The 22,888-nt window shown below is 66.6% G+C and carries 21 protein-coding genes; 15 read left to right on the forward strand and 6 right to left on the reverse strand.

Going from position 1 to position 22,888, the window contains the following annotated elements; genetic code table 11:
- Window positions 1-14 precede the first annotated feature (14 nt).
- From B2W22_RS26595 to B2W22_RS26620, 6 genes are all read left to right on the forward strand, one after another.
- The gene (locus B2W22_RS26595) at window positions 15-605 is read left to right on the forward strand and encodes a DUF4390 domain-containing protein (protein ID WP_175122070.1); all 591 of its coding nucleotides are present in this window, start codon (window positions 15-17) and stop codon (window positions 603-605) included.
- Window positions 602-2,917 (forward strand): sensor histidine kinase, encoded by a 2,316-nt coding sequence (locus tag B2W22_RS26600; RefSeq protein WP_175122071.1) that lies wholly within the window; start codon window positions 602-604, stop codon window positions 2,915-2,917. The genes B2W22_RS26595 and B2W22_RS26600 overlap by 4 nt, the downstream gene beginning before the upstream one ends.
- Before the next feature lie 11 nt (window positions 2,918-2,928).
- Window positions 2,929-3,624 carry a response regulator gene (locus tag B2W22_RS26605; protein ID WP_175139011.1) on the forward strand — a complete coding sequence of 232 codons (696 nt, stop codon included), beginning with the start codon at window positions 2,929-2,931 and terminating at the stop codon, window positions 3,622-3,624.
- The gene (trkA, locus tag B2W22_RS26610) at window positions 3,621-5,000 is read left to right on the forward strand and encodes a Trk system potassium transporter TrkA (RefSeq protein WP_175122073.1); all 1,380 of its coding nucleotides are present in this window, start codon (window positions 3,621-3,623) and stop codon (window positions 4,998-5,000) included. Before B2W22_RS26605 ends, trkA begins: the two co-directional genes overlap by 4 nt.
- A gap of 53 nt (window positions 5,001-5,053) precedes the next feature.
- On the forward strand, window positions 5,054-6,523 hold the full coding sequence (locus tag B2W22_RS26615) for a TrkH family potassium uptake protein (protein WP_286940203.1): 1,470 nt from the start codon (window positions 5,054-5,056) through the stop codon (window positions 6,521-6,523).
- A gap of 327 nt (window positions 6,524-6,850) precedes the next feature.
- Entirely contained in the window at window positions 6,851-8,089 is a 1,239-nt protein-coding gene (locus B2W22_RS26620; protein ID WP_286940204.1) for a YbdK family carboxylate-amine ligase, read from the forward strand.
- Window positions 8,090-8,200: 111 nt separating this feature from the next.
- On the opposite strand, the gene B2W22_RS26625 is transcribed toward B2W22_RS26620, so the two are convergent.
- Window positions 8,201-9,136, reverse strand: a complete 936-nt coding sequence (locus tag B2W22_RS26625; protein ID WP_218342616.1) for a methyltransferase domain-containing protein — start codon at window positions 9,134-9,136, stop codon at window positions 8,201-8,203.
- Between the two features lie 203 nt (window positions 9,137-9,339).
- Between B2W22_RS26625 and B2W22_RS26630 the strand changes: the two genes are divergently transcribed.
- Together B2W22_RS26630 and B2W22_RS26635 are read left to right on the forward strand one after the other, a co-directional pair.
- Window positions 9,340-10,017, forward strand: a complete 678-nt coding sequence (locus B2W22_RS26630; protein ID WP_349679477.1) for a ComF family protein — start codon at window positions 9,340-9,342, stop codon at window positions 10,015-10,017.
- 224 nt (window positions 10,018-10,241) lie between these two features.
- On the forward strand, window positions 10,242-10,712 hold the full coding sequence (locus B2W22_RS26635) for a tRNA (cytidine(34)-2'-O)-methyltransferase (protein WP_056559971.1): 471 nt from the start codon (window positions 10,242-10,244) through the stop codon (window positions 10,710-10,712).
- A 22-nt stretch (window positions 10,713-10,734) separates the two neighbouring features.
- Here B2W22_RS26635 and B2W22_RS26640 read toward each other — a convergent pair whose 3' ends face one another.
- The 5 genes from B2W22_RS26640 to B2W22_RS26660 all read right to left on the reverse strand — a co-directional run bounded on the left by B2W22_RS26640 (window position 10,735) and on the right by B2W22_RS26660 (window position 14,182).
- The gene (locus B2W22_RS26640; RefSeq protein ID WP_286940206.1) at window positions 10,735-11,727 is read right to left on the reverse strand and encodes a Bug family tripartite tricarboxylate transporter substrate binding protein; all 993 of its coding nucleotides are present in this window, start codon (window positions 11,725-11,727) and stop codon (window positions 10,735-10,737) included.
- Window positions 11,728-11,790: 63 nt separating this feature from the next.
- Window positions 11,791-12,864 (reverse strand): NAD(P)H-dependent glycerol-3-phosphate dehydrogenase, encoded by a 1,074-nt coding sequence (locus B2W22_RS26645; protein ID WP_175122078.1) that lies wholly within the window; start codon window positions 12,862-12,864, stop codon window positions 11,791-11,793.
- Between the two features lie 17 nt (window positions 12,865-12,881).
- Window positions 12,882-13,412: a protein-export chaperone SecB gene (secB, locus tag B2W22_RS26650; RefSeq protein WP_175122079.1), complete on the reverse strand. Its 531-nt coding sequence runs from the start codon at window positions 13,410-13,412 to the stop codon at window positions 12,882-12,884.
- Window positions 13,413-13,449: 37 nt separating this feature from the next.
- Window positions 13,450-13,707, reverse strand: a complete 258-nt coding sequence (gene grxC / locus B2W22_RS26655; protein ID WP_175122080.1) for a glutaredoxin 3 — start codon at window positions 13,705-13,707, stop codon at window positions 13,450-13,452.
- Window positions 13,708-13,759: 52 nt separating this feature from the next.
- Window positions 13,760-14,182, reverse strand: coding sequence for a rhodanese-like domain-containing protein (locus B2W22_RS26660; RefSeq protein ID WP_175122081.1), 423 nt, complete (start codon window positions 14,180-14,182; stop codon window positions 13,760-13,762).
- A gap of 214 nt (window positions 14,183-14,396) precedes the next feature.
- On the opposite strand from B2W22_RS26660, the gene gpmA reads away from it, so the two are divergent.
- The 7 genes from gpmA (at window position 14,397) to B2W22_RS26695 (ending at window position 22,751) form a co-directional block, all read left to right on the forward strand.
- Entirely contained in the window at window positions 14,397-15,149 is a 753-nt protein-coding gene (gpmA, locus tag B2W22_RS26665) for a 2,3-diphosphoglycerate-dependent phosphoglycerate mutase (RefSeq protein WP_175122082.1), read from the forward strand.
- 7 nt (window positions 15,150-15,156) lie between these two features.
- On the forward strand, window positions 15,157-16,758 hold the full coding sequence (locus tag B2W22_RS26670; RefSeq protein WP_286940207.1) for a peptidoglycan DD-metalloendopeptidase family protein: 1,602 nt from the start codon (window positions 15,157-15,159) through the stop codon (window positions 16,756-16,758).
- Window positions 16,759-16,890: 132 nt separating this feature from the next.
- A complete protein-coding gene (locus tag B2W22_RS26675; RefSeq protein WP_286940208.1) occupies window positions 16,891-18,336 on the forward strand; it encodes a S41 family peptidase in 1,446 nt (481 codons plus the stop codon).
- Window positions 18,333-19,091: a HesA/MoeB/ThiF family protein gene (locus B2W22_RS26680; RefSeq protein WP_175186356.1), complete on the forward strand. Its 759-nt coding sequence runs from the start codon at window positions 18,333-18,335 to the stop codon at window positions 19,089-19,091. Before B2W22_RS26675 ends, B2W22_RS26680 begins: the two co-directional genes overlap by 4 nt.
- 104 nt (window positions 19,092-19,195) lie before the next feature.
- The gene (locus B2W22_RS26685) at window positions 19,196-20,386 is read left to right on the forward strand and encodes a GGDEF domain-containing protein (RefSeq protein WP_175122085.1); all 1,191 of its coding nucleotides are present in this window, start codon (window positions 19,196-19,198) and stop codon (window positions 20,384-20,386) included.
- 236 nt (window positions 20,387-20,622) lie between these two features.
- Window positions 20,623-21,342, forward strand: a complete 720-nt coding sequence (locus tag B2W22_RS26690) for a FadR/GntR family transcriptional regulator (protein ID WP_175139017.1) — start codon at window positions 20,623-20,625, stop codon at window positions 21,340-21,342.
- Window positions 21,339-22,751 carry an FAD-binding oxidoreductase gene (locus tag B2W22_RS26695; protein ID WP_286940210.1) on the forward strand — a complete coding sequence of 471 codons (1,413 nt, stop codon included), beginning with the start codon at window positions 21,339-21,341 and terminating at the stop codon, window positions 22,749-22,751. Before B2W22_RS26690 ends, B2W22_RS26695 begins: the two co-directional genes overlap by 4 nt.
- Window positions 22,752-22,888: the final 137 nt, after the last annotated feature.

Raw genomic sequence — 22,888 nt, forward strand, 5'->3', positions numbered from 1 at the left:
AGTTCCGGTGCCGTATGTCCATTATTTCGCGCGTATTTCTTGGGTTGTTGCTGGTATCTGCCGTGCTTTTGACTGCGCCGGGTGGTGTGGCTCACGCGTCCGAGCCGCGCGTGACGCGCGTGGAGCCGGTGGTGCGCGACGGCAACCTGGAAATCGACGCGGACATCGAATTCGAGCTGAACCAGCAGTTGCGCGACGCCGCCCAGCGCGGCGTCGCGCTGTATTTCACGGCTGACCTGACCATCACCCGAGAGCGCTGGTACTGGTTCGACGAGTCGCTGGTGGACACATCGCGCACCTGGCGTGTGGTCTATAACGCGTTGACCCGCCAGTGGCGGGCAGGCGTGGGCGAGCTGTCCTTTCCGGTGGCCTCGCTGGACGACGCCATGAGCGCCATCCGGCATATCCGCAATTGGCGGGTTGCGAAGGCCGGCGAGTTTGATGCGGGGTCGCAATACAACGGGCAGTTGCGCCTCCGGCTGGATACGTCGCTGTTGCCCAGGCCGTTTCAGGTCAACGCCCTGAACAGCAGCTCGTGGGCGCAGGCGACGCCGTGGATGGACTTCTCGTTCATGTTGGGCGACAAGGAGAAAGATCCCTCATGAGGCTTTTGCTTCGGCTGGCGCTGATGGTCGGCGCCGTGAGCGGCCTGGCGCTGCTGGGCCTCTTGGCCTGGTCCACCGGAAACGCCTCGCGTTTTGCGCGCTACTACGACACGCTGCTGGTCCTGAACGGCATCTTTGCGCTGGCGCTCTTTGTCTGGGTTGTCGCGCTGACGGTCCGGCTGGCCCGGCAGATCCGGCGCCGGCAGTTCGGCGCGCGGCTCACCGCGCGCTTTTCCCTGGCTTTCGCCCTGATCGGCGTGGTGCCCGGCGCGCTCATCTACACCGTGTCGGTGCAGTTCATGTCGCGCTCGATCGAATCCTGGTTCAACGTGCGCGTGGACACGGCGCTGGAAGCCGGCCTGAACCTGGGCCGCGCCGCGCTGGATTCGCTGCTGGCCGACCTGGACGCCCGCGCCCGCTCGATGGCGGTGGAACTGAACCGCAGCACCGACAGCGGCGTGACGCTGGCGCTGACCCGGCTGCGCGAGGCCAACGGCGTGCAGGAAGCCATGGTGTTCACCGGCAGCGGCCGGATGGTGGCTTTTTCGACCAGCCAGTACGGCCAGTTGCTGCCGGCCATGCCGCCTTCCACGGTGATGAATCAGCTGCGGTTGGCGCGCGGTTATTCCGCGGCCGAAGCCGACGATCCGGTTACCGCGGGCGCCGAGGGTGGCCTGCATCTGCGCGTGGTGATTCCGCTGAACGGTCCGGACCGCTACGACAACCTGTTGGGTCCGGCCTCCGAGCCGCGCTGGCTGCAACTGCTGCAGCCGGTGCCCGAGCAGATCGCGCACAACGCCAACCTGGTGCAGCAGGGCTTCCGGGATTACCAGGAACTGGCGCTGTCGCGGCTGGGCCTGCGCAAGCTCTATGGCATCACGCTGACGCTGGCCCTGCTGCTGGCCGCGTTTGGCGCCATCGCGGTGGCGCTGTCCCTGTCCAAGCGGCTGGTGCGCCCGCTGCTCAGCCTGGCGGGCGGCACGCAGGCGGTGGGCGTGGGCGACTACCGGCCCCTGCCCGAGCCGCCGGAACGCGACGAAGTCGGCCAGCTCACGCGGTCGTTCAACGCCATGACCCGCCAGCTCGACGAAGCGCGCCGCATGGTCGAAAGCAACCGCCAGCAGCTCGAACGCTCCAACGTCTATCTGGAAAGCGTGCTGTCCAACCTGTCTTCCGGCGTGCTGGTGTTCGACGAAGCGTTCCGCGTCACCACCGTGAACCAGGGCGCCCAGACCATCCTGGGCGCGGACCTGCGCTCGGTCATCGGCCGCCCGCTCGAAACGGCGGACGGCATGCTGGAATTTGCGAATATCGTGCGCCAGGCGTTTTCCACGCACGCGGCGGTCGGCTCCGAGCGCCAGCACTGGCAACAGCAATTTGAAATTGCGCCCGCCCAGACCGAAGGCGAGACCGCATCCCAGCCGCTGACCTTGCTGGCGCGGGGCACGCACCTGCGCGTCGATGGTCGCGGCAACGGTTATCTGGTGGTGTTCGACGACATCACCGAAGTGATTTCCGCCAACCGGACCGTGGCGTGGGGCGAGGTGGCGCGCCGCCTGGCCCACGAAATCAAGAATCCGTTGACCCCGATCCAGCTCTCGGCCGAGCGCCTGGCCATGAAGCTGGAAGGCAAGCTGCCGCCCGCCGAGGCCCAGATCGTGGCGCGCTCCACCAACACGATCGTGAACCAGGTGGCGTCGCTCAAGCAGATGGTGGACGACTTCCGCGAGTATGCGCGTACGCCGCCGGCCGTCATGCAACGCATCAATTTCAACGCGCTGGTGGCGGACGTGTTGTCGCTCTATGGCTGGGAACCCGAGGGCGCCCCGTCGCGCCTGACGGAAAAGGCCTTGAATCTGGACGTCAACCTGGGCGCCGACCTGCCCGATATCGAAGGCGATCCGACCCAGCTCCGGCAGGTGATCCACAACCTGCTTTCCAATGCGCGCGATGCGATCGCGGAACTGGGCGGGCAGGGCCGCGTCAGCGTGACGACCCAGCTCATGCGCAGCGAACAGCCTGATCGTGTGGCGCATCAGGCGCTGCGTTTCACGGTGGCGGACACGGGTCCCGGCTTCCCGCCGCAGGTCATGCAACGCGCATTTGAGCCCTACGTAACCACAAAGTCCCACGGGACTGGGTTAGGATTGGCAATCGTCCGCAAGATCGTGGAAGAGCATGGCGGACGTATCGACCTTGCCAACCGCAAGGAAGGAGGGGCGCGGATTTCCATCCTGTTGACCCGGCTCGCGCCCGGGTCCGACACTATGGACGCCACCGCGCAAGAAAAGGATAATGCGGCTACGCAATAGGTGGATGCTTTATGGCCAGAATTCTGGTGGTTGACGACGAAGTCGGTATACGCGAACTGTTGTCGGAAATCCTTTACGACGAGGGACACACGGTCGAGCTGGCCGAAAACGCGGCGCAAGCGCGCGCTGCCCGTCTTCGCATGCGTCCCGATCTGGTGTTGCTGGACATCTGGATGCCCGACACCGACGGCGTCAGCCTGCTCAAGGAGTGGGGCTCGCAAGGCTTGCTGGACATGCCTGTCATCATGATGAGCGGCCACGCCACCATCGACACGGCGGTCGAAGCCACGCGCATCGGCGCCATGGATTTCCTCGAAAAGCCCATTACGCTGCAGCGTCTGCTCAAGACCGTTGCCGCGGGCCTGGCGCGTGGCCGCGTGCCGCATGCGGCGCCCGCCGCCGCCAATCCGGCCGTCGCCAGCCCGATCGTGGCGCTGGAAGACGAACTGGATCCGCCCGCCGCGCTGTCCGCCGTGTCCGCCAACGATGTGCCGGCCACGTCCAACGGCCAGCTGGGCAGCATCTCGCTGGACCAGCCGCTGCGCGAAGCGCGCGACGAATTCGAGCGCATCTACTTTGAATACCACCTGGTCAGGGAAAGCCACAGCATGACGCGCGTGTCCGAACGTACCGGGCTGGAACGCACCCACCTCTACCGCAAGCTCAAGCAATTGGGCATCGAGTCCGCGCGCAAGCGCAGCACATGAAGATCCTGATCATGGGCGCTGGTCGCGTAGGCACCAGCGTGGCGGAAAACCTGGTGTCCGAGCAAAACGACATCACGGTCATCGATTCCGACCCAGCCCAGTTGCAATACCTGCAAGAACACTTTGACCTGCGTGTCGTCCTGGGTGACGGCTCGCAGGTTTCTGTTTTGGAAAATGCCGGCGCCGCCGACACCGATCTCTTCATCGCCTGTGCGGCCTCCGACACCGCCAACATGGTGGCCTGCAAGGTCGCGCGCCAGCTGTTCAATATCCCCCGCCGCATCGCCCGTATCCGCTCCGCTGAGTTTCCCGAGCATCCGGAACTCATGAGCGAAGAAGGCTTTTGCATCGACGCGCTCATCAGCCCCGAACGCAGCGTCACCACCTACCTGCAAAGCCTCATCGAGTTTCCCGAGGCCCTGCAGGTCGTGGAATTCGCCGAAGGCCGCGTCAGCGTCGTGACCGTACGCGTGGGGCATGGCAGCCCGATGGCGCATTCGTCCGTGGACAAGCTGCGCGACGTCTGGCCGGACGTGAAGGCGCGCGTCATCGACGTCCTGCGCGACGGCCGTCCCCTGCGGGCGGGCAGCGGCACCGTCATCGCCCCGGGCGATGAAGTCGTGCTGGTCGTCGATTCCGACCACGCGCGGCGCGCCGTGCGCAAGCTGCGCGACGCCGAGCGCGCGGTGCGCCGCGTCATGATCGCCGGCGGCGGCAACATCGGCCTGCGCCTGGCGCGCCAGCTTGCCGAGGAAAAGTACAGCGTCCGCATCATCGAGCACGACCTGAAGCGCTGCGAATACCTGGCGACCCAGCTTCCGGACAGCGTGCTGATCCTGCACGGCAGCGGCACCGACGAGGCGTTGCTCGAGCGCGAGAACATCGAGGACATGGACACGTGGCTGGCCCTGACCAGCGACGACGAAGACAACATCATGTCGTCGCTGCTGGCCAAGCGGTTGGGCGCGCGCAAGGTGATCGCGCTGATCAACCGCCATGCGTACGGCGAACTCATGCAGGGCAGCCACATCGACATCGCCGTGTCGCCGTCGCAGGCCACGATGAGCGAACTGCTGCGCCACGTGCGCCGCGGCGACGTGGTGGCGGTGCACCGGCTGCGCCAGGGCGTGGCCGAGGCGCTGGAGGCCATTGCCCACGGCGACCGCTCGACGTCCAAGGTGGTGGGACGCGCGGTGGGCAAGATCAGCCTGCCCAAGGGCGCCAGCATCGGCGCGCTGGTGCGCGGCGAAGAAATCATCCTGCCGGACGCCGACACCGTCATCGAAACCGACGACCACGTCATCGTCTTCGTGCCCTCGCGCCAGCAGATGCCGCGCGTGGAAAAGCTGTTCCAGGTTTCGGCCTCGTTTTTCTGATGCGCCGCCCCGTTCACCCCTTGCGTGGGCCGCGAGCGGCCGGATAAGCCTCCATGAAGCGCGTCCTGGCCACCCTGTACATCCTGGGCCTCACCATGGTGATGTTCGCCCTCACCATGCTGATCCCGCTGTTCATCGCCTATGTGGGCGGCGACGCGGCGCGCGACGCCTTCCGCGATGGCTTCCTGATTTCCGTCGGCATCGGCGGCGGCCTGGCCGCGCTGACCCGGCGCAATCGCAGCGAATTGCGGGCGCGCGACGGCTTCGTGCTGGTGTCGGCCGTCTGGGCAGGTCTGCCGCTGCTGGCGGCCATTCCGCTGCTGCTGTACTTCCATGGCGCGGGGCTGCCGCTGTCCTTCACGGGCGCCTATTTCGAGGCGATGTCCGGGCTGACGACCACCGGCGCCACGGTCCTGACCAACCTGGACACCTTGCCGCCGTCGATCAACCTGTGGCGGGCGACGCTGATCTGGATCGGCGGCATGGGCATCCTGGTGCTGGCCGTCGCCATTCTGCCGCTGCTGGGCGTCGGCGGGCATCAGGTGGTGCGGGCCGAGACCCCGGGGCCCATGAAAGACGAGCGCCTGACGCCCCGCATCGCCAGCACGGCCAAGGCGCTGTACGCGGTCTATTTCGTGTTCTCCATCCTCTGCTTCATTGCGTACCGGCTGGCCGGGCTGTCGTGGTTCGAGGCGTGGTGCCACATGGCCACCACCATGGGGCTGGGCGGTTTTTCCACCTGGGACGACGGCTTCGCGCACTTTGATTCCGTTGCGGTCGAAATGGTGGCGATGGTGTTCATGCTGATCGCCGGCATCAACTTCGCCACGCACTTCAATGCCTTCCGCCAGCGCAGTCCGCGCGCCTATTGGCGCTGTCCTGAGGCCATTCCGTCCCTGGTCGTCGTGCTGGGGGTCGGGCTGGTCATCTCGGTGTACCTCTTCATCAAGGACGTCTACACCGACCCGCTGGAAGCGCTGCGCTACGGGATGTTCAACACCATCTCCATGGCCACCACGACCGGCTATGCCAATACCGACTTCGCCCAATGGCCGCTGTTTGCGCCGCTGACGATGCTGCTGCTGTCGGGCTTTGCGACGTCGGCGGGGTCGACGGGAGGCGGGATCAAGATGATCCGCGCCATCCTGCTGATCAAGCAGGCCCGCAATGAGCTGGTCACCATGTTGCATCCGCATGCCGTCAGCCCGGTCCGGATCAACGGCCGGGCGGTTGAGACCCGCACCATGTCGTCCGTGCTGGCCTTCATGCTGTTCTACGGCCTGTCCATCGCGGTGTTCACCAGCCTGCTGCTGCTCTCGGGCCTGGACCCGATCACGGCGTTCTCGGCCGTTTTCGCCAGCGTGAACAACACGGGGCCCGGCCTGGGTCCGGTGGGCCCCATGGGCACCTTTGCGGTGCTGTCGGACTTCCAGATCTGGGTCTGCACCTTTGCGATGCTGATCGGCCGGCTGGAACTGCTGACGGTGCTGGTGCTCTTCACGCCGATCTTCTGGCGCAAATAGGCGCCGCCACGTCCCGAAATCTTCAGGGATAACCCTAATTAGGGTTATCCCGTCCCCTTTGGAAATCCCCGTCTTTTCTGGCTCCGCGGCGTGCGCTCGCCCAGAACCCGCGCCAATCCTGGGCGGTAAGCGCTTGCTTACTTTTCCTTAGAGGGAAAAACCGGATGATTCGCGATGTTGCACACAAATGTCACGATTTTCAATCGTTTTGCCACAAACCTGCGGCTATCATGCGTTCACAAGCCGCCGTCTAGTGCCCCCCGGGAGGTTGCCGGGCTTCAAGGTCGAACGGCGCATACCCTCATCAAACATTCAAAGGAGTCCGAGATGGAACAAATCCCGTTCATTTCGTCGGCCCCCAACACCCTGGGCATCGAACTCGAGCTGCAACTGATCGACCCCCGCAGTTTTGACCTTGCTGCAGCGTCTGACGAACTGTTGGCCCAAATGGCCAACCATCCTATTGCCGACCGCGTAAAACCCGAAATCACGCGGTCCATGATCGAACTGAACTCCTCGGTGCATGAGCACCCCATGGGCCTCTTGGCCGAAATGCGCGAGATGCGCGACGCCCTGGTTGAAGCCGCGGATGCGGTCGGCGTGTCGGTGGCGGGCGGTGGCGCCCATCCCTTCATGCGCTGGCAAGAGCGCTCCATCTCGGATACCCCGCGCTTCCAGTACCTGGCCGAAATGTACGGTTACCTGGCGCGTCAATTTACGGTGTTCGGCCAACACATCCATCTGGGCGTGAAAAGCGGCGACGACTCGATCAAGCTGCTGCGCCGACTCTCGCCTTACGTGCCGCACTTCATCGCGCTGACGGCGTCGTCGCCGTACTGCGAGGGGGTGGACACCCTGTTCTCGTGCTCGCGCCTGAATGCGGTCAACAGCTTCCCGCTCGCCGGCCACATGCCCCCCGAGGTCAAGGACTGGTACCAGTTTGAAGCCCACCTGTCCCAGCTTCGCGCTTTTGGTCTGGCCGAGAGCATCAAGGACTTGTACTGGGATATCCGTCCCAAGCCCGAGTTCGGCACGGTCGAAATCCGGGTCTGCGACACGCCGCTGACGGTGGAGCGCGCCTGCCAGGTGGCGGCGTTTGCCCAAGCGCTGTCCGTGCTGCTGATGCGCGAGGAAGATCCCAGCGACAACGCCTGGCTGTCCTATCGCAGCAACCACTTCCAGGCCTGCCGCTTTGGCCTGCAGGGCAGCTACGTCACGCCCGACGGGCAGCGCGTGCGCCTGATCGACCATATGCGTGCGCTGTTCCAGCGTCTGATGCCGGTGGCCGAGGAACTGGGTACGGGCGACATGATCGCCGCCTTGCGCGACGACGCCATGCGCGCCGGCAACGACGCCCGCTGGCTGCGCAGCCAGTACCATCGCCTGCGCGACTTGCCGCTGGTGGTGGAAGCCATGTCGAACGCGTGGCGCGGTGCGGCGGCGCCCGTTGCGCCGCCGGCAGAGCCGACCGCGGTGCTTCGCCGCCGCATCCGGGCAACGTCCGAACCCATGCAAGGTCTGTCCGCGTCCGAGCCGGGCGTGACCGTGCCGGAACGCTTGCACTAGGCTGCGGCAGGGGCGCGTGCGAGGCCCGCTTGGCGGGCCTTTTTCACATGCGCGGCGTGCAGGCCTGCTTTCGGAGACCGATCTTTCAGGGCGGCTTTGCAGGCCCTGTCGTCAAAGGGTTCCGCGCTGCCGGCCGCCGATCGCGCTGATGGACAGGCGGGTTTCGCCCGCCACGGTCCGATGCGCGGCGGCGCGCCAGGCGTGGCCGTAGGCCACTTCGATACTCAAGACGATCAGGCCGTCCGCATTGCGTTGCGCTTCCAGCGCCGCGCAAAGGCGGTCGCGCCAGTCGCGTCCCACGAGTCCGCCGCGGCGGCCTTCGGCGGGGTTACCGCCCAGGGCGCGCACATCCTGCAGCAGCTTTTCGGGGCTGCGGTAGGTCAGCGTCAGGATCTCCTGGTCCATCACCGGATCCGCAAAGCCGTTTTCCACCAGCAGGTCGCCGAAGTCGTGCATGTCCACGAAGGACGGCGTGGCCGTGCGCAGGCCGGCATCCGCCAGCGCCTGCCGCAATTCGCGCAGCGTGGCCGGTCCCAGACAGGAAAACATCGCCAGGCCGCCCACTTTCAGGATGCGGCGCCATTCGGCCAGCACGGCGTGCGGTTCGCGGTGCCAGTGCATGGCCATGTTCGACCACACCAGTTCCAGCGATTCCGGCGGCAGGCCCGTGTTGGCCAGATCGGCGTTCACGAACGCGGGGGCGGCCGGGCCGCGCCGCGCCAGTTTGCCGATCCAGGCCGACAGGCCGCCTGGCGCGTGACGCTGGCGCGCCTGCGCCAGCAAGGGCTCACAGTTGTCCAGCCCGGTGTAGGCCGCGTCGGGATAGCGTTCGCGCAGCAGCGGCAGGTTGTCGCCGGCGCCGCAACCGGCGTCCAGCATGGCCTGCGGTTGCACGCGGATGTACTGCAGGCGGCCGAGCATGCGGCGCGCCACTTCGCCATAGAGGAATTGGGCGTCGGCCAGGTCGCCGCGGCGCGCGAACTGGCGCGGCACGTCGGCGCTGACGAGGGGCAGGGAGGGGGGCGTTGCGGTTTCTGGCAGGGACATTTCGGTCGCGCTCGCGGGATCTCCCGGGGCGGAGCATGGTTTGATCTGGGATGGCTCACATTATTGCCCATCCCGGCGGCAGGCTCCGATTGTCCCTACTGAACATGGGGCGACGGTTGTTGTCGCGCCTGGGATGCGATTGTCCGTTGTGCGGGGCACGGGTCGCGGGCGCGCGGCTGTGCGCCGGGTGTCAGGCGGACATCATGGCCGGACCGCCGGGGGGCTTGGCAAGATGCCCGCGATGCGCGCTGCGCCTTCAAGGGGGCGGACAGCATTGCGCGGCGTGTCTGGCACAGCCGCAGGCGTTCAGCCGCACGATCACGGCGTTTGACTATGCGCCGCCCGGCGATGCGCTGGTGCTGATGCTGAAGACGCAGTTGCGGCTCAGCATGGCGCCGGTGCTGGCGCGAATGATGGCGCAGGCGGTGCGGGAGGCGGCGGCGCAGTCCGGCGCGCAAGCCGCCGGCATTCCCGGATCAAGCGGTTTCGACACCGCCGCCGACTGCGGGCGCTGCACCGGGTTCCTGCCGCCCGATCTCCTCCTGGTCCCAATTCCCGCCAGCCGGGCGTCGCTGCGGCAGCGGGGCATGAACCCGGCGGCCGAAATCGCGCGCAGTCTGGCCGCCGAACTGGCGCTGCCGGCGCCGCGCCTCCTGCTCGCGCGGCGCCGCGAAACGCCCCGCCAGGCCACGCTCGGCCGGCGGGCGCGGCAGCGGGGGGCGGCGGGTCTCTTTGTCTGCACCGGCCCGGTTCGCGGTCGGCATGTGGCGGTGGTGGACGACGTGATGACCACCGGCAGTACCGTGGGCGCGGCGGCCACGGCCCTGATGGCGGCAGGCGCGGCCAGCGTGACGGTATTGGTGGCCGCGCGCACGCCATGATCTGCCTGCATCGCCGTCTGGATCGTGCCTGGCTTCCCGCCCGCATCCCCGCCCGTACCCCCGCATGCATCCTGGCCTGCCTCCGCCTTTTGCAACGGCGCCCGCATCCGCGCCTTCACCAGACCGCCGTCGGGTCGCGGTTCCTGGCCCCGCCGCCAAATCGGCGACAATCACGCTCGCGCGGCCGCTTCCCGGCCACGGACCTTTCCCCCTTTGCCCGCACCATGTTCCACGTCATTCTCGTCTGCCCGGAGATCCCTCCCAACACCGGCAACGCCATTCGCCTGTGCGCCAATACCGGCGCGCAACTGCATCTGGTGCGTCCCCTGGGGTTCGAGCTGGATGACGCCCGCATGCGGCGCGCGGGGCTGGACTATCACGAGTGGCAGCCTGTGCGCGTGCACGACACGCTGCAGGAGGCGCTGGACGACACCGGCGCCGTCGCGTCCAGCATCTATGCGCTGACCACGCACGCGCAGCGCAGCGTGGCCGACGTCAGTTTCAAGCCGGGGGATGTGTTCGTGTTTGGCCGCGAAAGCGCGGGCCTGTCAGACGAGCATCAGGCGATGTTTCCGCCGCAGCAGCGCCTGCGGCTGCCGATGCGCACCGGCCAGCGCAGCCTGAACCTGTCGAACGCCGTGGCGGTCACGGTGTTCGAGGCCTGGCGCCAGCAGGGCTACGAAGGGGGCGCATAGACGCCGCCCCTCGGTCTGAAGATCAGTCCAGCGACAGCTTCAGCTTGTCGATCACCTGGTCCCAGCGCGCCTTTTCATTCTTGATGCGGTTGGTCAGGGCTTCTGGCGTCGATGGGGCCGGCGTGAAGTATTGCAGCGCCAGCTGCTTGCGCACGGCCTCGCTATTGATGATGCGCGCCAGTTCGCTGTTGATCCGTTCAATGATCGGCGTGGGCGTACCGGCCGGCGCCAGGATCGCATTCCACGAGATGGCTTCAAAGTCCGGATAGCCCTGCGAGGCCATGGTGGGCACGCCGGGCAGGGCGTCGCTGGGCTGCAGGCTGGTCACGGCCAGCAGCTTGACCTTGCCGTCGCGCGCCTGGGGCACGGCGATTGCCGGCACCATGAAGCCGGCCTGCACGTCGCCGCCGATGATGGCGGTGATGACCTGCGGAAAGCCGGAATACGGGATGTGGGCCAGGTCCACGCCCGCGCGTTCCTTGAACATCTCCATGGCCAGGTGGGCTGAACTGCCCGGACCGACCGATCCGTAGTTCAGCGAGTTGCCGCGGCCCTTGACCAGCTTGACGAAGTCCTGGACGTTGTCGACCTTGAGGCTGCCCGGCACGACCAGCACGTTGGGGCTGGTGCCGACCAGCGATACCGGCTCCAGGTCGGTCAGCGGGTCGTAGCCCAGTGTCTTCTTATAGAGCGTGGGCGCCGTGACCAGCGGGCCGTTGATCGTGTAGAGCAGGGTGTAGCCGTCGGGCTTGGCCTGCGACACCATGCGCGTACCGATGTTGCCGCCGGCGCCCGGCTTGTTGTCGATCACGATGGGCTGGCCCAGGGCCTGGGACAGCGGCTCGGAAATCGTGCGCGCCAGGATGTCGGGCGACGAGCCGGGCGGGAAGGGCACGACCATGTGGATCGGGCGCTCGGGCCAGTCGGCGTGGGCGGCAACGGGCAGGATGGCTGCCAGGCTCAGGCAAAGGCCACGCAGCAGCGGGCCGACCCGGAACTTGCGGGTTTGCGTCATGAAGGATGTCTCCTCGGGGTGGGTGTCGTGTCTTGTTGTGGAAGCGGGATGGACGGGCGCGATCTAGGCGGCGCCGATGGCCTCGCCGGAGCCGGCGCCCAGTCCTTCATAGCGCGCATCCCGCGCCAGCAGGGCCGAGACGGCGGTCATGGGTGCGACGCCTTCGAAGAGCACGGCGCACACCGCTTCGGTGATCGGCAATTCGACATTGATGGCGCGGGCGCGGTCCAGCGCGGCGCGGGCGCAGCGCACGCCTTCGGCGGTGATGCCGCTGGCCAGGATGTCGGCCAGCTTGCGGCCCGCGCCGATCTCCAGGCCCACGCGCCGGTTGCGCGACAGCTCGCCGGTGGCGGTCAGCACCAAATCGCCCAGGCCGGTCAGCCCGGCGAAGGTTTCGGCCTGCGCGCCCAGCGCGACGCCAAAGCGGGTCATCTCGGCCAGGCCGCGGGTGATCAGGGCCGCGCGGGCATTGGTGCCCAGCGCAAGGCCGTCGCCAATGCCGCAGGCAACCGCAATGACGTTCTTGAGCGCGCCGCCGACTTCGACGCCAACCAGGTCGGTGCTGGCGTAGACGCGCAGCGCCGCGCCATGGAAGGCGGCGGTGGTGGCTTCGCGCAGGGCGGGGCTGCTGCTGGCGACCGTCAGGGCGACGGGCAGGCCCTGTGCGACTTCGCGCGCGAACGAGGGGCCCGACAAGGCGCCGCCGGTCGCGCCGGGCAGGGCCTCGCGCATGATTTCGTGGGGCAGTCTGGCCGTGTCGGCCTCGAAGCCCTTGCACGTCCAGACGATGGGCGTGTCTTGCAGTCCCAGTGCGGGCAGCCGTTGCGACAGCGCCTCGCAGATGGACGTGAGACCCGCGACGGGCACGCCCAGCACGATCAGACGGCGCGCGGCGTCGTCCTGCAGGGTGCGCAGCGTGGCGTCCAGATCAGAGGAATATTGCAGCGTCTTGGGCAGGGAAATGCCCGGCAGATAGCGGGCATTTTCGTGGGTGGCGGCCATGGCGGCCGCTTGCGCGGCTTCGCGCGCCCAGAGCTGGGTGGGGTGGCGGCGGCTGGCGGCCGCCGCCAAGGCGGTGCCCCAACTGCCCGCTCCCAGGACGGCGACGCGCAGGCGCGGCTCGGCGGGTTGGTTCATGGGGCGCCGCGGGGTGCTTACTGGCGGGTGGCGCCGGGGGGCAGGATGATGCCCGATTCGGCACCGTTGGCGCCGGCGGCCTGCTGCTGTTGCAGTTCGGCGATGCGTTGCTCGTACAGAGCCTGGAAGTTGACTTCGGTCAGGTGCAGCGGCGGCATCGAGGTGCGGGTGATCGCATCGGCGATGTTGGCGCGCAGGTACGGGTACAGCATCGTGGGGCAGACAATGCCCAGCAGCGGATCGAGTTGCTCTTCGGGGATGTTGGCCGCTTCGAAGATGCCGGCTTGCGTGCCTTCAACCAGGTACACGACCTTGTCGTTGATGCGCGTGGTGACGGTGACGGTGACCGTGGTTTCGAACACGGTTTCGGCCAGGCGCTGGCCGCCCACGGTGATGCTTACTTCGACCTGCGGCGCTTCCTGCTCCAGGAACACGTGAGGCGCGTTCGGCATTTCCAGCGAAAGGTCTTTCAGGTAGACGCGCTGCAGATTGAACGAGGGCGCGTCGTTGCCGCCTTCTTGCTGGGTGTTTTGGTCTTGATCAGCCATGAGTGTTTCCGTTGGTGGGAGAGGCAAAAAGGGGCGATTAGCCGTTCAGCAAGGGGGTCAGTCCACCCGAGCGGTCCAGGGCTATCAGGTCGTCGCAACCGCCGACATGGGTATCGCCGATGAAGATCTGCGGGACGGTGCGCCGGCCGGTGCGTTCGATCATGACATCGCGCTGGGACGGTTCGCGGTCGATCTGGATGATTTCCAGGTCGGCCACGCCACGCTGCTCGAGCAGCGCCTTGGCGCGGGAGCAATAGGGGCAATAGTCCTTGCTGTACATGACGACTTTGTTCATAGGGCGCTCCTGTAGGTACAAGAATAGGTAGATGGGGGCGAGTCCCCCTGCTTCAACCCTTCTGGGTTACCGGCAGGCTGGCGGCCGACCAGGCACGCATGCCGCCTTCCAGCGGCACGACGTCGGTGAATCCCTGGGCGCGCAGCTTGGCGGCGGCGCGGGCCGAATCGCGGCCATTGTCGCAAACCACCACCAGCGGCTTGTTCTTGGGCAGCGAGCCGGCCTTCTGCTCGAGGTCGGCTGCCGGCACGTTTCGTGCCTGGGCGATATGACCGGCCTGGAATTGCTCGACGGGGCGCACGTCGACCCACACGGCATTGCGCTGGTTGACCATCTGGATGGCTTCAGTCGTGCTGATGGCGGACCCGGTCCGGCCCTTGCGCAGGGCGGGAATGATCAGCATCACGCCGGAAACCACGGCGACGGCGACGATGAAGATGTTGTTTTTATCGAGCAAGAATTGCAAAAGGTCCACGAAGGCTTCCTGTAGTACGTCGGCGGGCGCTACGTCGGCTTGCGGGTGGGCAAGTCTTCCGGCCAGCCTGGTAGGGGCGAACCCTGATGCGACGCGTCCAGGACATGGACGCGGTGCGCCGGGGCAAAATCACGGGCAAAATCACTCAATTATAAAATGAGCGCATTCCTTAACCATCCTCCAACTTTAACCCGCCCGGCGGGCGCCCCAAACCATGCACAAACTCGTACTGATGCGCCACGGTGAAAGCCAGTGGAATCTTGAAAACCGTTTCACCGGCTGGACCGACGTCGACCTGACCGACACCGGCCGCGAACAGGCCCGCAAGGCGGGCGAACTGCTCAAGAAAGAAGGCTTCACCTTCGACCTGGCCTACACCTCGGTCCTCAAGCGCGCCATCCGCACCCTGTGGATCGCCCTGGACGCCATGGACGCCATGTACACCCCGGTCGGCGTGAACTGGCGCCTGAACGAACGCCACTACGGCGCCCTGCAGGGCCTGAACAAGTCCGAAACCGCCGCCAAGTACGGCGACGAGCAGGTCCTGATCTGGCGCCGCGCCTACGCCATCGCCCCGGAGCCGCTGTCGCTGGACGACGAACGCCACCCGCGCTTTGACAGCCGCTACGCCAAGATCCCGGCCGACCAGCTGCCCGCCACCGAGTGCCTGAAGGACACCGTGGCCCGCGTGCTGCCGTTCTGGAACGACTCCATCGCCCCGGCTATCCGCTCGGGCCGCAAGGTGTTGATCGCCGCCCACGGCAACAGCCTGCGCGCCCTCATCAAGCACCTGGACAATGTGTCGGACGACGACATCGTCAACCTGAACATCCCGACCGGCCAGCCGCTGGTCTACGAACTGGATGATGACCTGCGTCCGATCCGCCACTATTATCTGGGCGATGCCGCCGAGATCGAGGCGGCCATGGCTGCGGTCGCAGCTCAGGGCAAGGCCAAGAAGGACTGATATCTCTATGCGTCGCACGGCGGGGTTGTTGTTGGCGGTCATGTTGGCCAGTGGGACGCTGCCTGCGCGCGCCGCGCCCAGTGACCTCGCCGGGCGTCAGTCCGACGCCGAAAAGCAGCAGGCCGCCTTGCGCGACCGCATCGAGAGTCTGCAAAAGGACATCGACGACCGCGAGGCGGCCCGCAAAGAGGCCGCCGACGCGCTCAAGCAGTCGGAATCGTCGATTTCCCGCATCAACCTGCGCCTGAAGGAACTGGCCGACGCCAACCGCAAGGCGAGGGCCGATCTCGCGTCGCTGGAAAAGCAGATCACCGCGCAGGAGGCCGTGCTGGCCAAGCGCCGCGTCGAACTGGCCGACCAACTGCGCACCCAATACACCAGCGGCCTGTCGCCCTGGACGGCGCTGCTCTCGGGCGACGATCCCCAGGTCCTTGGCCGCAATCTGGGCTACCTGGACTACGTGTCCCGTGCCCGGGCCGACGCCGTGAAGGCGCTGCGGACCGACATCGACCGGCTGGCCGCCCTGCAGGCGCAGGCCGACGAACGCCGCGCCGAAATCGAAAAGGGGGTCGCCGAAACCTCCGAACAGAAAACTGCGCTGGTCGCGCAGCAAAAAGAGCGCGCCAGCCTGCTTGCCCAGCTTGAAGGCCAGATCGCCGCCCAGCGCGCCGAGGCCAACAAGCTCGGCCGCGACGATCAGCGCCTGTCGCGGCTGATCACCGATCTGGATGCGGCCATCGCCAAGCAGATCGAGGAAGCCCGCAAGGCCGAAGAAGCGCGCAAGCGCGCCGAAGAAGCCCGCCGTGCCGAGGAAGCGCGCCGCGCGGCTGAAGAAGCCCGCCGCGCCGCCGAAGAGGCCAAAAAGCGCGCCGAGGCCGAACGCCGCTCGCAGGACGCGCGCCGCAAGGCCGAGGCAGACCGCAAGGCCGCCGAAGACGGCGCGCGCCGCGACAGCGAAGCCCGCGAGGCCGCCCAGGCGCGCGAACAGGTCGAAGCGGCAGCCCAGAAGAACCGCGGCCCGGTGGCCGTGGCCGACCCGGACGCCGCCGGCCTGCGTCCCGCCGAGCAGCGGCAGACCCGCATCGGCGGCCCGGCCGATACTCCGCCGTCAACAAAACCCGCGGATCCCCCCAAAAAGGCGGAACCTGTTGAAGAGCCCGCCACTCCAACGCGCAGTGCATCGGCCCAGCAGACCGCCAAGGCGCCGCCGGTCGGCGGCGGCAACGGCCTGCGTCATGGGCTGGCCATGCCGGTGCGTGGCCAGGTGCAGGGCAGGTTCGGGGTGGATCGTCCGGACGGCGGCGTGTGGCGCGGCGTGGTGCTGCGCGCGGCCGAGGGCACGCCCGTCAAGGTAGTGGCCCCCGGTACTGTGGTTTACGCCGATTGGCTGCGCGGCTTTGGCAACCTCATCATTGTGGATCATGGCCAGCAGTACCTGACCGTCTATGCTTACAACCAAAGTCTGCTCAAACGGGTGGGCGATGCGGTGGCCGGCGGGGATACTATTGCTACCGTGGGCGCAACCGGCGGCCAAGTGGAATCCGGCCTATACTTTGAAATTCGCCATCGTGGCGCTCCAGTGGACCCGGCCCAATGGCTGGCGCAGTAGATGTGACGGCTGGTGCAGCCGGTTTGCTGGAATGCAATCGGCGTAAACGCTGTCGGTAAATGAATGTCGTTGGAAAAATACCGTTGGTAAATTACCAAACCCATCGGCGAAAACAAAATTCGGGAAGTGTGCATGGGCACTCGTAAGTTTCGCGGTTTCGGTCTGATTGCCATCGGTGCGGTGGCTGGTGTGTTGCTGAGTGTTGGCGTGACTGCGGTCGCCCAGCGTGGCAGCCCCCTGCCTCTGGACGAGCTCAGGCAACTGAGCAATGTCTTTGCCGCCATCAAGAACAACTACGTCGAGGCCGTCGACGACAAGACCCTGATCGACAATGCCATTTCCGGCATGGTGTCGAACCTGGATCCCCACTCCGCCTACCTGGATGCCGACGCGTTCCGCGAAATGCAGACCGCGACGCAAGGCGAGTTCGGTGGCCTGGGTATCGAGGTCGGCGCGGAAGACGGCTTCGTGAAGGTCATCTCGCCCATCGAGGACACGCCCGCGGCCCGCGCCGGCGTCATGGCGGGCGACCTGATCATCAAGATCGACGACACGCCCACCAAGGGCATGACCCTGAACGACGCGGTCAAGCTCATGCGTGGCGCGCCCAAGTCGCCCATCACCCTGACGATCATGCGCGCCGATCGCCCGCAGCCGATCGTCGTAAAGATCGTGCGCGACATCATCAAGGTGCGCAGCGTACGCAGCAAGATGCTGGACAACGGCATCGCGTACGTGCGCGTCGCCCAGTTCCAGGAAAAGACCGGCGCCGACCTCGCCCGCCAGCTCAAGGATCTGGGCGCGAAGGAACCGCCCAAGGGCCTGGTGCTGGACCTGCGCAATGACCCGGGTGGCCTCCTGACCAGCGCCATCGGTGTCTCCGGCGCGTTCCTGCCGCCCGATGCGCTCGTGGTGTCCACGGACGGCCGCACGCCGGACGCCCGTCACAAATACCTGGCGACGCCGTCGGAATACGCCCGCGGCGAAAGCAACTACCTGTCCGGCCTGCCGGCCTGGACCAAGACGGTGCCGATGGTGGTGCTGGTGAACGTGGGTTCGGCCTCGGCCTCCGAGATCGTGGCCGGTGCGCTGCAGGACCACAAGCGCGCCAAGGTGCTGGGCAACCGCACGTTCGGCAAGGGCTCCGTGCAGGTGATCCTGCCGCTGTCCGAAACCACCGCGGTCAAGCTCACCACGTCGCGTTACTTCACGCCCAGCGGCCGTTCCATTCAGGCCACCGGCATCGAACCGGACTACGTCGTTGCCGATACGGCCGACGGCGACCTGTTCCGCCTGCCGCGCGAAGCCGACCTGCAACGTCACCTGTCCAACCAGCAGACCACCAACGAAATCAAATCCAGCGCCGACCAGGACAACGTGGAACTGCCGGCCAAGGTGTTTGAATTCGGCGGCAAGGACGACTTCCAGCTTCAGCAGGCCCTGAACCTGCTGGCCGGCAAGCCGGTGCAGAAGGGCTCGGCCCGCGCCCAGGCCAAGGCTGACGCCAAGGCCGGCGGCGGAACGCCCCAGCGCATGAAGATCACGCCGACCGGAGTCGAGCCCAGCAAGGACAAATGAACGACGAGCAACTGCTGCGCTACGCCCGCCACATCCTCCTGGACGAACTCGGGATCGAAGGGCAGGAAAAACTGCTGGCGGCGCGTGTGCTCATCGTGGGGGCGGGCGGTCTGGGTTCGCCCGCCGCGCTCTACCTGGCCACCGCCGGCGTGGGCGACATCACGCTGGCCGACGACGATGTCGTCGAACTCAGCAATCTGCAGCGCCAGATTCTGCACACCACCGCGAGCGTTGGCCGGCCCAAGGCCGAGTCCGGCCGCGACATGCTGGGTGCCTTCAATCCGCAGACCCGCGTTCACGCCCGGGTCGAGCGCCTGAAGGACCAGGCCTTGTCCGATGCCGTCGCGCAGGCGGATCTGGTGCTCGACTGCACCGACAACTTCACCACCCGCCACGCCATCAACCGCGCCTGCGTGCAACACCGCAAGCCACTGGTGTCCGGCGCGGCCATCCGGTTCGACGGCCAGGTCAGCGTCTATGACCTGCGCTACGACAACGCGCCGTGCTACCACTGCCTGTTTCCTGAAGCCGACGACGTCGAGGAAGCCAACTGCGCCACCATGGGCGTCTTCGCGCCGGTGGTCGGCATCATCGGCAGCATGCAGGCCGCCGAAGCCCTAAAGCTGCTGTCCGGCGTGGGCGAAAGCCTGTCCGGGCGCCTCCTTTGGCTGGACGTGCGCACCATGCAATGGCGCAGCGTCAATGTGCAACGTGACCCCGAATGCGCGGTCTGCGGCCACCGGGGGCACGCCTGAAGTCTGTCGGTATTGAACCCAAGAACAATACTAAAGGTTTCAAATACCTGCTATAACGCCAGCCAGCCTACTGATTTCGGGTAGAGGGGCATGGACATGACGGCGTGGATACAGGACTGAAGTTCAGCCTGCCCAAGTGGCGGCTGACACGTTGGCTGACGCATTCCGGGCATGACACGCCGGCGGACATCCGCGCGGCGCTCATCGCCAGTCTGTTCGGCACGCTTCCCATTTTTGCCGGCGGGGTCATCAACACGCTGATGATCTCGGGCGTCGTCGCGTGGCGGCGGCCCGAACCGCTGTATATCTCGTGGCTGATCCTGGAGGTCGTGCTCGCGCTGGTGCGCGTCGTCATCCTGCGATCCGCGCTGCGAGCGGCCCCCAAGGGCGGCAATACCCACACCGATCTCTACATCCTGCTGGCGTTGTTCTGGGCGTTCAGCGTGGGCTATGGCGTCTTCATCACCTTGTTGAACGGCGACTGGCTGGCCGCGACACTGGCCGGCGTGTCCTGCGGCGCCATGGCCGGCGGGATCTGCTTCCGGAACTACGGCGCGCCCCGCCTGGTGGGCGCCATGATTTTCCTGAGTCTTGGCCCCATGTGCCTGGGCGCGCTCTTCACCGGCGAATGGGTCATGGCGATCGTGTTCATCCAGATTCCGTTCTATCTGATCAGCATGGTCATCGCCTCGCACCGCCTGAACCGCATCCTGGTGTCCACCATGTTGGCCGAGCGCGACAGTGATCGCCGCGCCAGCGAAGACGCGCTGACCGGCCTGGCCAACCGCGCCGGCCTGCAGGCGGCGCTGGAACGCGTGTGCTCCAGCGCACGCGGCCATGACAGCGCCGCGGCGCTGCTCTACATGGACATGGACGACTTCAAGCGCATCAACGACACGCACGGCCACGCCGGGGGCGATCAGGTGCTCAAGACCATCGCGGAACGCATGCGCGCCATGCTCCGCGTGGACGACGTCGCCGCGCGGATCGGCGGCGACGAATTCATCGTGCTGGTCACCGGCATCGACGCCACCGCCGCGCTGCGGCTGGGCGAACACCTGCTGCGAGACGTCTCGCAGCCCATCACGCTGGCAGACGGCAACCGCGTCTGCGTGGGACTGTCCATCGGCATCTCGATCCTGTCCGGCGCCAACCGCACCCCGCAGGGCGCGCTGGACTCCGCCGATGCCGCGCTGTATCGCGCCAAGGCGCAGGGCGGCCGCTGCTGCGTGGTGGATCAGAGCGGGCAGATCGCGGAAAGCGAAGGATTGCAGAGCGCGTCCGTCGCGGCTTGATAGGGAGCGCGGCTGTCCGAATCGGTCCGAATCGGTCCAGCTCCGTATTCCGCGTGCGGCGTGCCCGTTGCGCAGCGGATGCTTTCCAGACGCAACCCCACCGCGCTTCGGACGCATTCCAGCTTCGATCTCCGCCGCGCGTTCCCACTTCCCGATCCCGCCGGTGAGTTGCACTGGCCCCCTCACGAAACAACAAAGTTATCAGATAACCTGAAAAATATGCCTATAATCCGCCCATGTTGACCAAGAGCCTCACCCTCACCGAGCAGGTTGCCCGCCAGCTCGCCAGCGACATCGCGGATGGTGTCCATGCCGTCGGCGCCAAGCTGCCGGCCGGACGCGTGCTGGCCGAGCAATACGGCGTCAGCGCCGCCGTCATCCGCGAAGCCACGGAGCGCCTGCGCGCACAAGGGCTGATCCAGAGCCGGCAGGGTTCGGGCAGCACGGTCGTCTCGCGCACCGGGGCGCAAGGCTTTCAGGTGTCCACCGGCATCGCGGTCGACCGCAAGAAGCTCGCCAGCGTCTACGAACTGCGCATGGAACTTGAAGGCGGCGCAGCCGCCCTGGCGGCTGTCCGCAGCACGCCGGAGGACCTGGACGCCATGGCGTCAGCCCTCGCCTCGCTGCAAGCCCATCTGGACCACCCCGAGGCCGGCGTCGAACATGACATCGCTTTCCACGTCGCCATCGCGACCGCCACGCACAACAGCTACTACCAGGACCTGCTGCAATACCTGAACCTGCAGCTGCGCCTGGCGGTCAGCACCGCCCGATCCAACAGCCGCCTGCAAGATGGCCTGACCGCCGCCGTGCACCAGGAACACGTCGCCGTGTTCGAGGCCATCCGCGCCCGCGACCCGGACCGTGCCCGCCAGGCCGCCATCCGCCACCTGCAGCAAGCCGCCGGCCGCCTGCAACTCGATCTTCTCTCTCCCGCCGCATCCCACATCTCATGAGCGCATCCGACTTTTCTCAACGGCTGGTCCAAGCCCTGGGCCCCGACACCGTCTTCACCGACCCGGCCGACATCGCGCCGTGGCTGTCCGATTGGCGCGGCCTGTACAACGGCCAGGCCCAGGCGGTTGTGCGCCCGCGTACGACGGCCGAGGTCGCCACGTGCCTTGCCTTGTGCCAGGAAGCCGGCGTGCCGGTCGTGCCGCGCGGCGGCAACACCGGCCTGTGCGGCGGCGCCACGCCTGACGGCGGCGCCAGCAACGTCGTCATCAGCCTGGACCGCATGAACGCCGTGCGCGCCATCGACACCGTGGCCAACACCATGGTTGCCGAGGCCGGCGCCATCCTCGGCAATCTGCGCCGCGCCGCCCAGGACGCCGGCCGCCTGCTGCCGCTCAGCCTGGCCGCCGAAGACTCCAGCCAGATCGGCGGCAACGTCGCCACCAACGCCGGCGGCGTGAACGTAGTGCGCTATGGCATGGCGCGTGAACTGGTCCTGGGCCTGGAAGCGGTGCTGCCCACCGGCGAAATCTTCCACGGCCTGCGCACCCTGCGCAAAGACAACACCGGCTACGACCTCAAGCAATTGCTCATCGGTTCCGAAGGCACGCTCGGCATCATCACCGCCGTCGCGCTGCGCCTCTACCCGCGCACCGACGTGCGATCGGTCGTGCTGGCTTCCGTCGAATCGCCCGCGCAAGCGCTGCAACTCTTCGAGATCCTGTTCGAACAATGCGGCGCGCGCCTGCAGGCGTTTGAGTTTTTCACCGGCGATTGCCTGGATCTGGTGCTGACGCACGCCGAGGGCGTGCAGGAACCGTTCGAACAGCGCTACCCGGCCTACGTGCTGGTGGAACTGGCCGACACGACGGACGAAACCGCCCTGAACACGCTGCTCGAAAACGTCATCGGCACGGCGCTGGAACGCGGCCTGTGCCTGGACGCCGCGGTCTCGGCATCGCTGGCGCAGTTGCAGACGCTGTGGAAGCTACGCGAGGAAATCTCCGAAGCCCAACGCGCCGACGGCCCGCACCTGAAGCACGACGTGTCGCTACCGATCGAACGCATCCCCGACTTCATGCAGACCGCCGAAGCCCGCGTACGCGCGCTGTACCCCGACATCCGCCCCTTCATCTTCGGCCACTTCGGCGACGGCAACCTGCACTACAACCTGTCCCGCCCCGCAGGCGCAGACCGAAACTGGGTCGCTGAGCATGGGGCGGCGATCACGGATGCGGTGTTGGATGAAGTGAATCGGTATGGCGGGAGTATTTCTGCCGAGCATGGGATCGGGCAGTTGAAGCGGGAGCATTTCTTGCATAGCAAGGATGCGTTGGAGTTGCGGTTGATGCGGGAGATCAAGAAGGTGATGGATCCTGCGGGGATCATGAATCCTGGGAAGTTGTTGTAGGCGGTTTTGTGGGTTTTATCTTCGTAGGTTGCAGCAGATCTTTGTAGGCTGCATCAGATCTTCGTAGGTCATATCAGATCTTCGTAGGTCGCCCGACGCCGCGGTCACCGTGGGCACGATCGCCCACGATTGCGGTC

Origin of the sequence: Achromobacter sp. UBA4530, assembly GCF_002388205.1 — a bacterium.
In the GTDB taxonomy this organism is placed as follows: Bacteria; Pseudomonadota; Gammaproteobacteria; order Burkholderiales; family Burkholderiaceae_B; genus Achromobacter; species Achromobacter animicus.

Bases quoted from the DNA above. Each gene is read 5' to 3' on its own strand.
- B2W22_RS26595 (WP_175122070.1), top strand. From the start codon at position 15: ATGTCCATTATTTCGCGCGTATTTCTTGGGTTGTTGCTGGTATCTGCC.
- B2W22_RS26600 (WP_175122071.1), top strand. From the start codon at position 602: ATGAGGCTTTTGCTTCGGCTGGCGCTGATGGTCGGCGCCGTGAGCGGC.
- B2W22_RS26605 (WP_175139011.1), top strand. From the start codon at position 2,929: ATGGCCAGAATTCTGGTGGTTGACGACGAAGTCGGTATACGCGAACTG.
- trkA (WP_175122073.1), top strand. From the start codon at position 3,621: ATGAAGATCCTGATCATGGGCGCTGGTCGCGTAGGCACCAGCGTGGCG.
- B2W22_RS26615 (WP_286940203.1), top strand. From the start codon at position 5,054: ATGAAGCGCGTCCTGGCCACCCTGTACATCCTGGGCCTCACCATGGTG.
- B2W22_RS26620 (WP_286940204.1), top strand. From the start codon at position 6,851: ATGGAACAAATCCCGTTCATTTCGTCGGCCCCCAACACCCTGGGCATC.
- B2W22_RS26625 (WP_218342616.1), bottom strand. From the start codon at position 9,136: ATGTCCCTGCCAGAAACCGCAACGCCCCCCTCCCTGCCCCTCGTCAGC.
- B2W22_RS26630 (WP_349679477.1), top strand. From the start codon at position 9,340: ATGGCCGGACCGCCGGGGGGCTTGGCAAGATGCCCGCGATGCGCGCTG.
- B2W22_RS26635 (WP_056559971.1), top strand. From the start codon at position 10,242: ATGTTCCACGTCATTCTCGTCTGCCCGGAGATCCCTCCCAACACCGGC.
- B2W22_RS26640 (WP_286940206.1), bottom strand. From the start codon at position 11,727: ATGACGCAAACCCGCAAGTTCCGGGTCGGCCCGCTGCTGCGTGGCCTT.
- B2W22_RS26645 (WP_175122078.1), bottom strand. From the start codon at position 12,864: ATGAACCAACCCGCCGAGCCGCGCCTGCGCGTCGCCGTCCTGGGAGCG.
- secB (WP_175122079.1), bottom strand. From the start codon at position 13,412: ATGGCTGATCAAGACCAAAACACCCAGCAAGAAGGCGGCAACGACGCG.
- grxC (WP_175122080.1), bottom strand. From the start codon at position 13,707: ATGAACAAAGTCGTCATGTACAGCAAGGACTATTGCCCCTATTGCTCC.
- gpmA (WP_175122082.1), top strand. From the start codon at position 14,397: ATGCACAAACTCGTACTGATGCGCCACGGTGAAAGCCAGTGGAATCTT.
- B2W22_RS26670 (WP_286940207.1), top strand. From the start codon at position 15,157: ATGCGTCGCACGGCGGGGTTGTTGTTGGCGGTCATGTTGGCCAGTGGG.
- B2W22_RS26675 (WP_286940208.1), top strand. From the start codon at position 16,891: ATGGGCACTCGTAAGTTTCGCGGTTTCGGTCTGATTGCCATCGGTGCG.
- B2W22_RS26680 (WP_175186356.1), top strand. From the start codon at position 18,333: ATGAACGACGAGCAACTGCTGCGCTACGCCCGCCACATCCTCCTGGAC.
- B2W22_RS26690 (WP_175139017.1), top strand. From the start codon at position 20,623: ATGTTGACCAAGAGCCTCACCCTCACCGAGCAGGTTGCCCGCCAGCTC.
- B2W22_RS26695 (WP_286940210.1), top strand. From the start codon at position 21,339: ATGAGCGCATCCGACTTTTCTCAACGGCTGGTCCAAGCCCTGGGCCCC.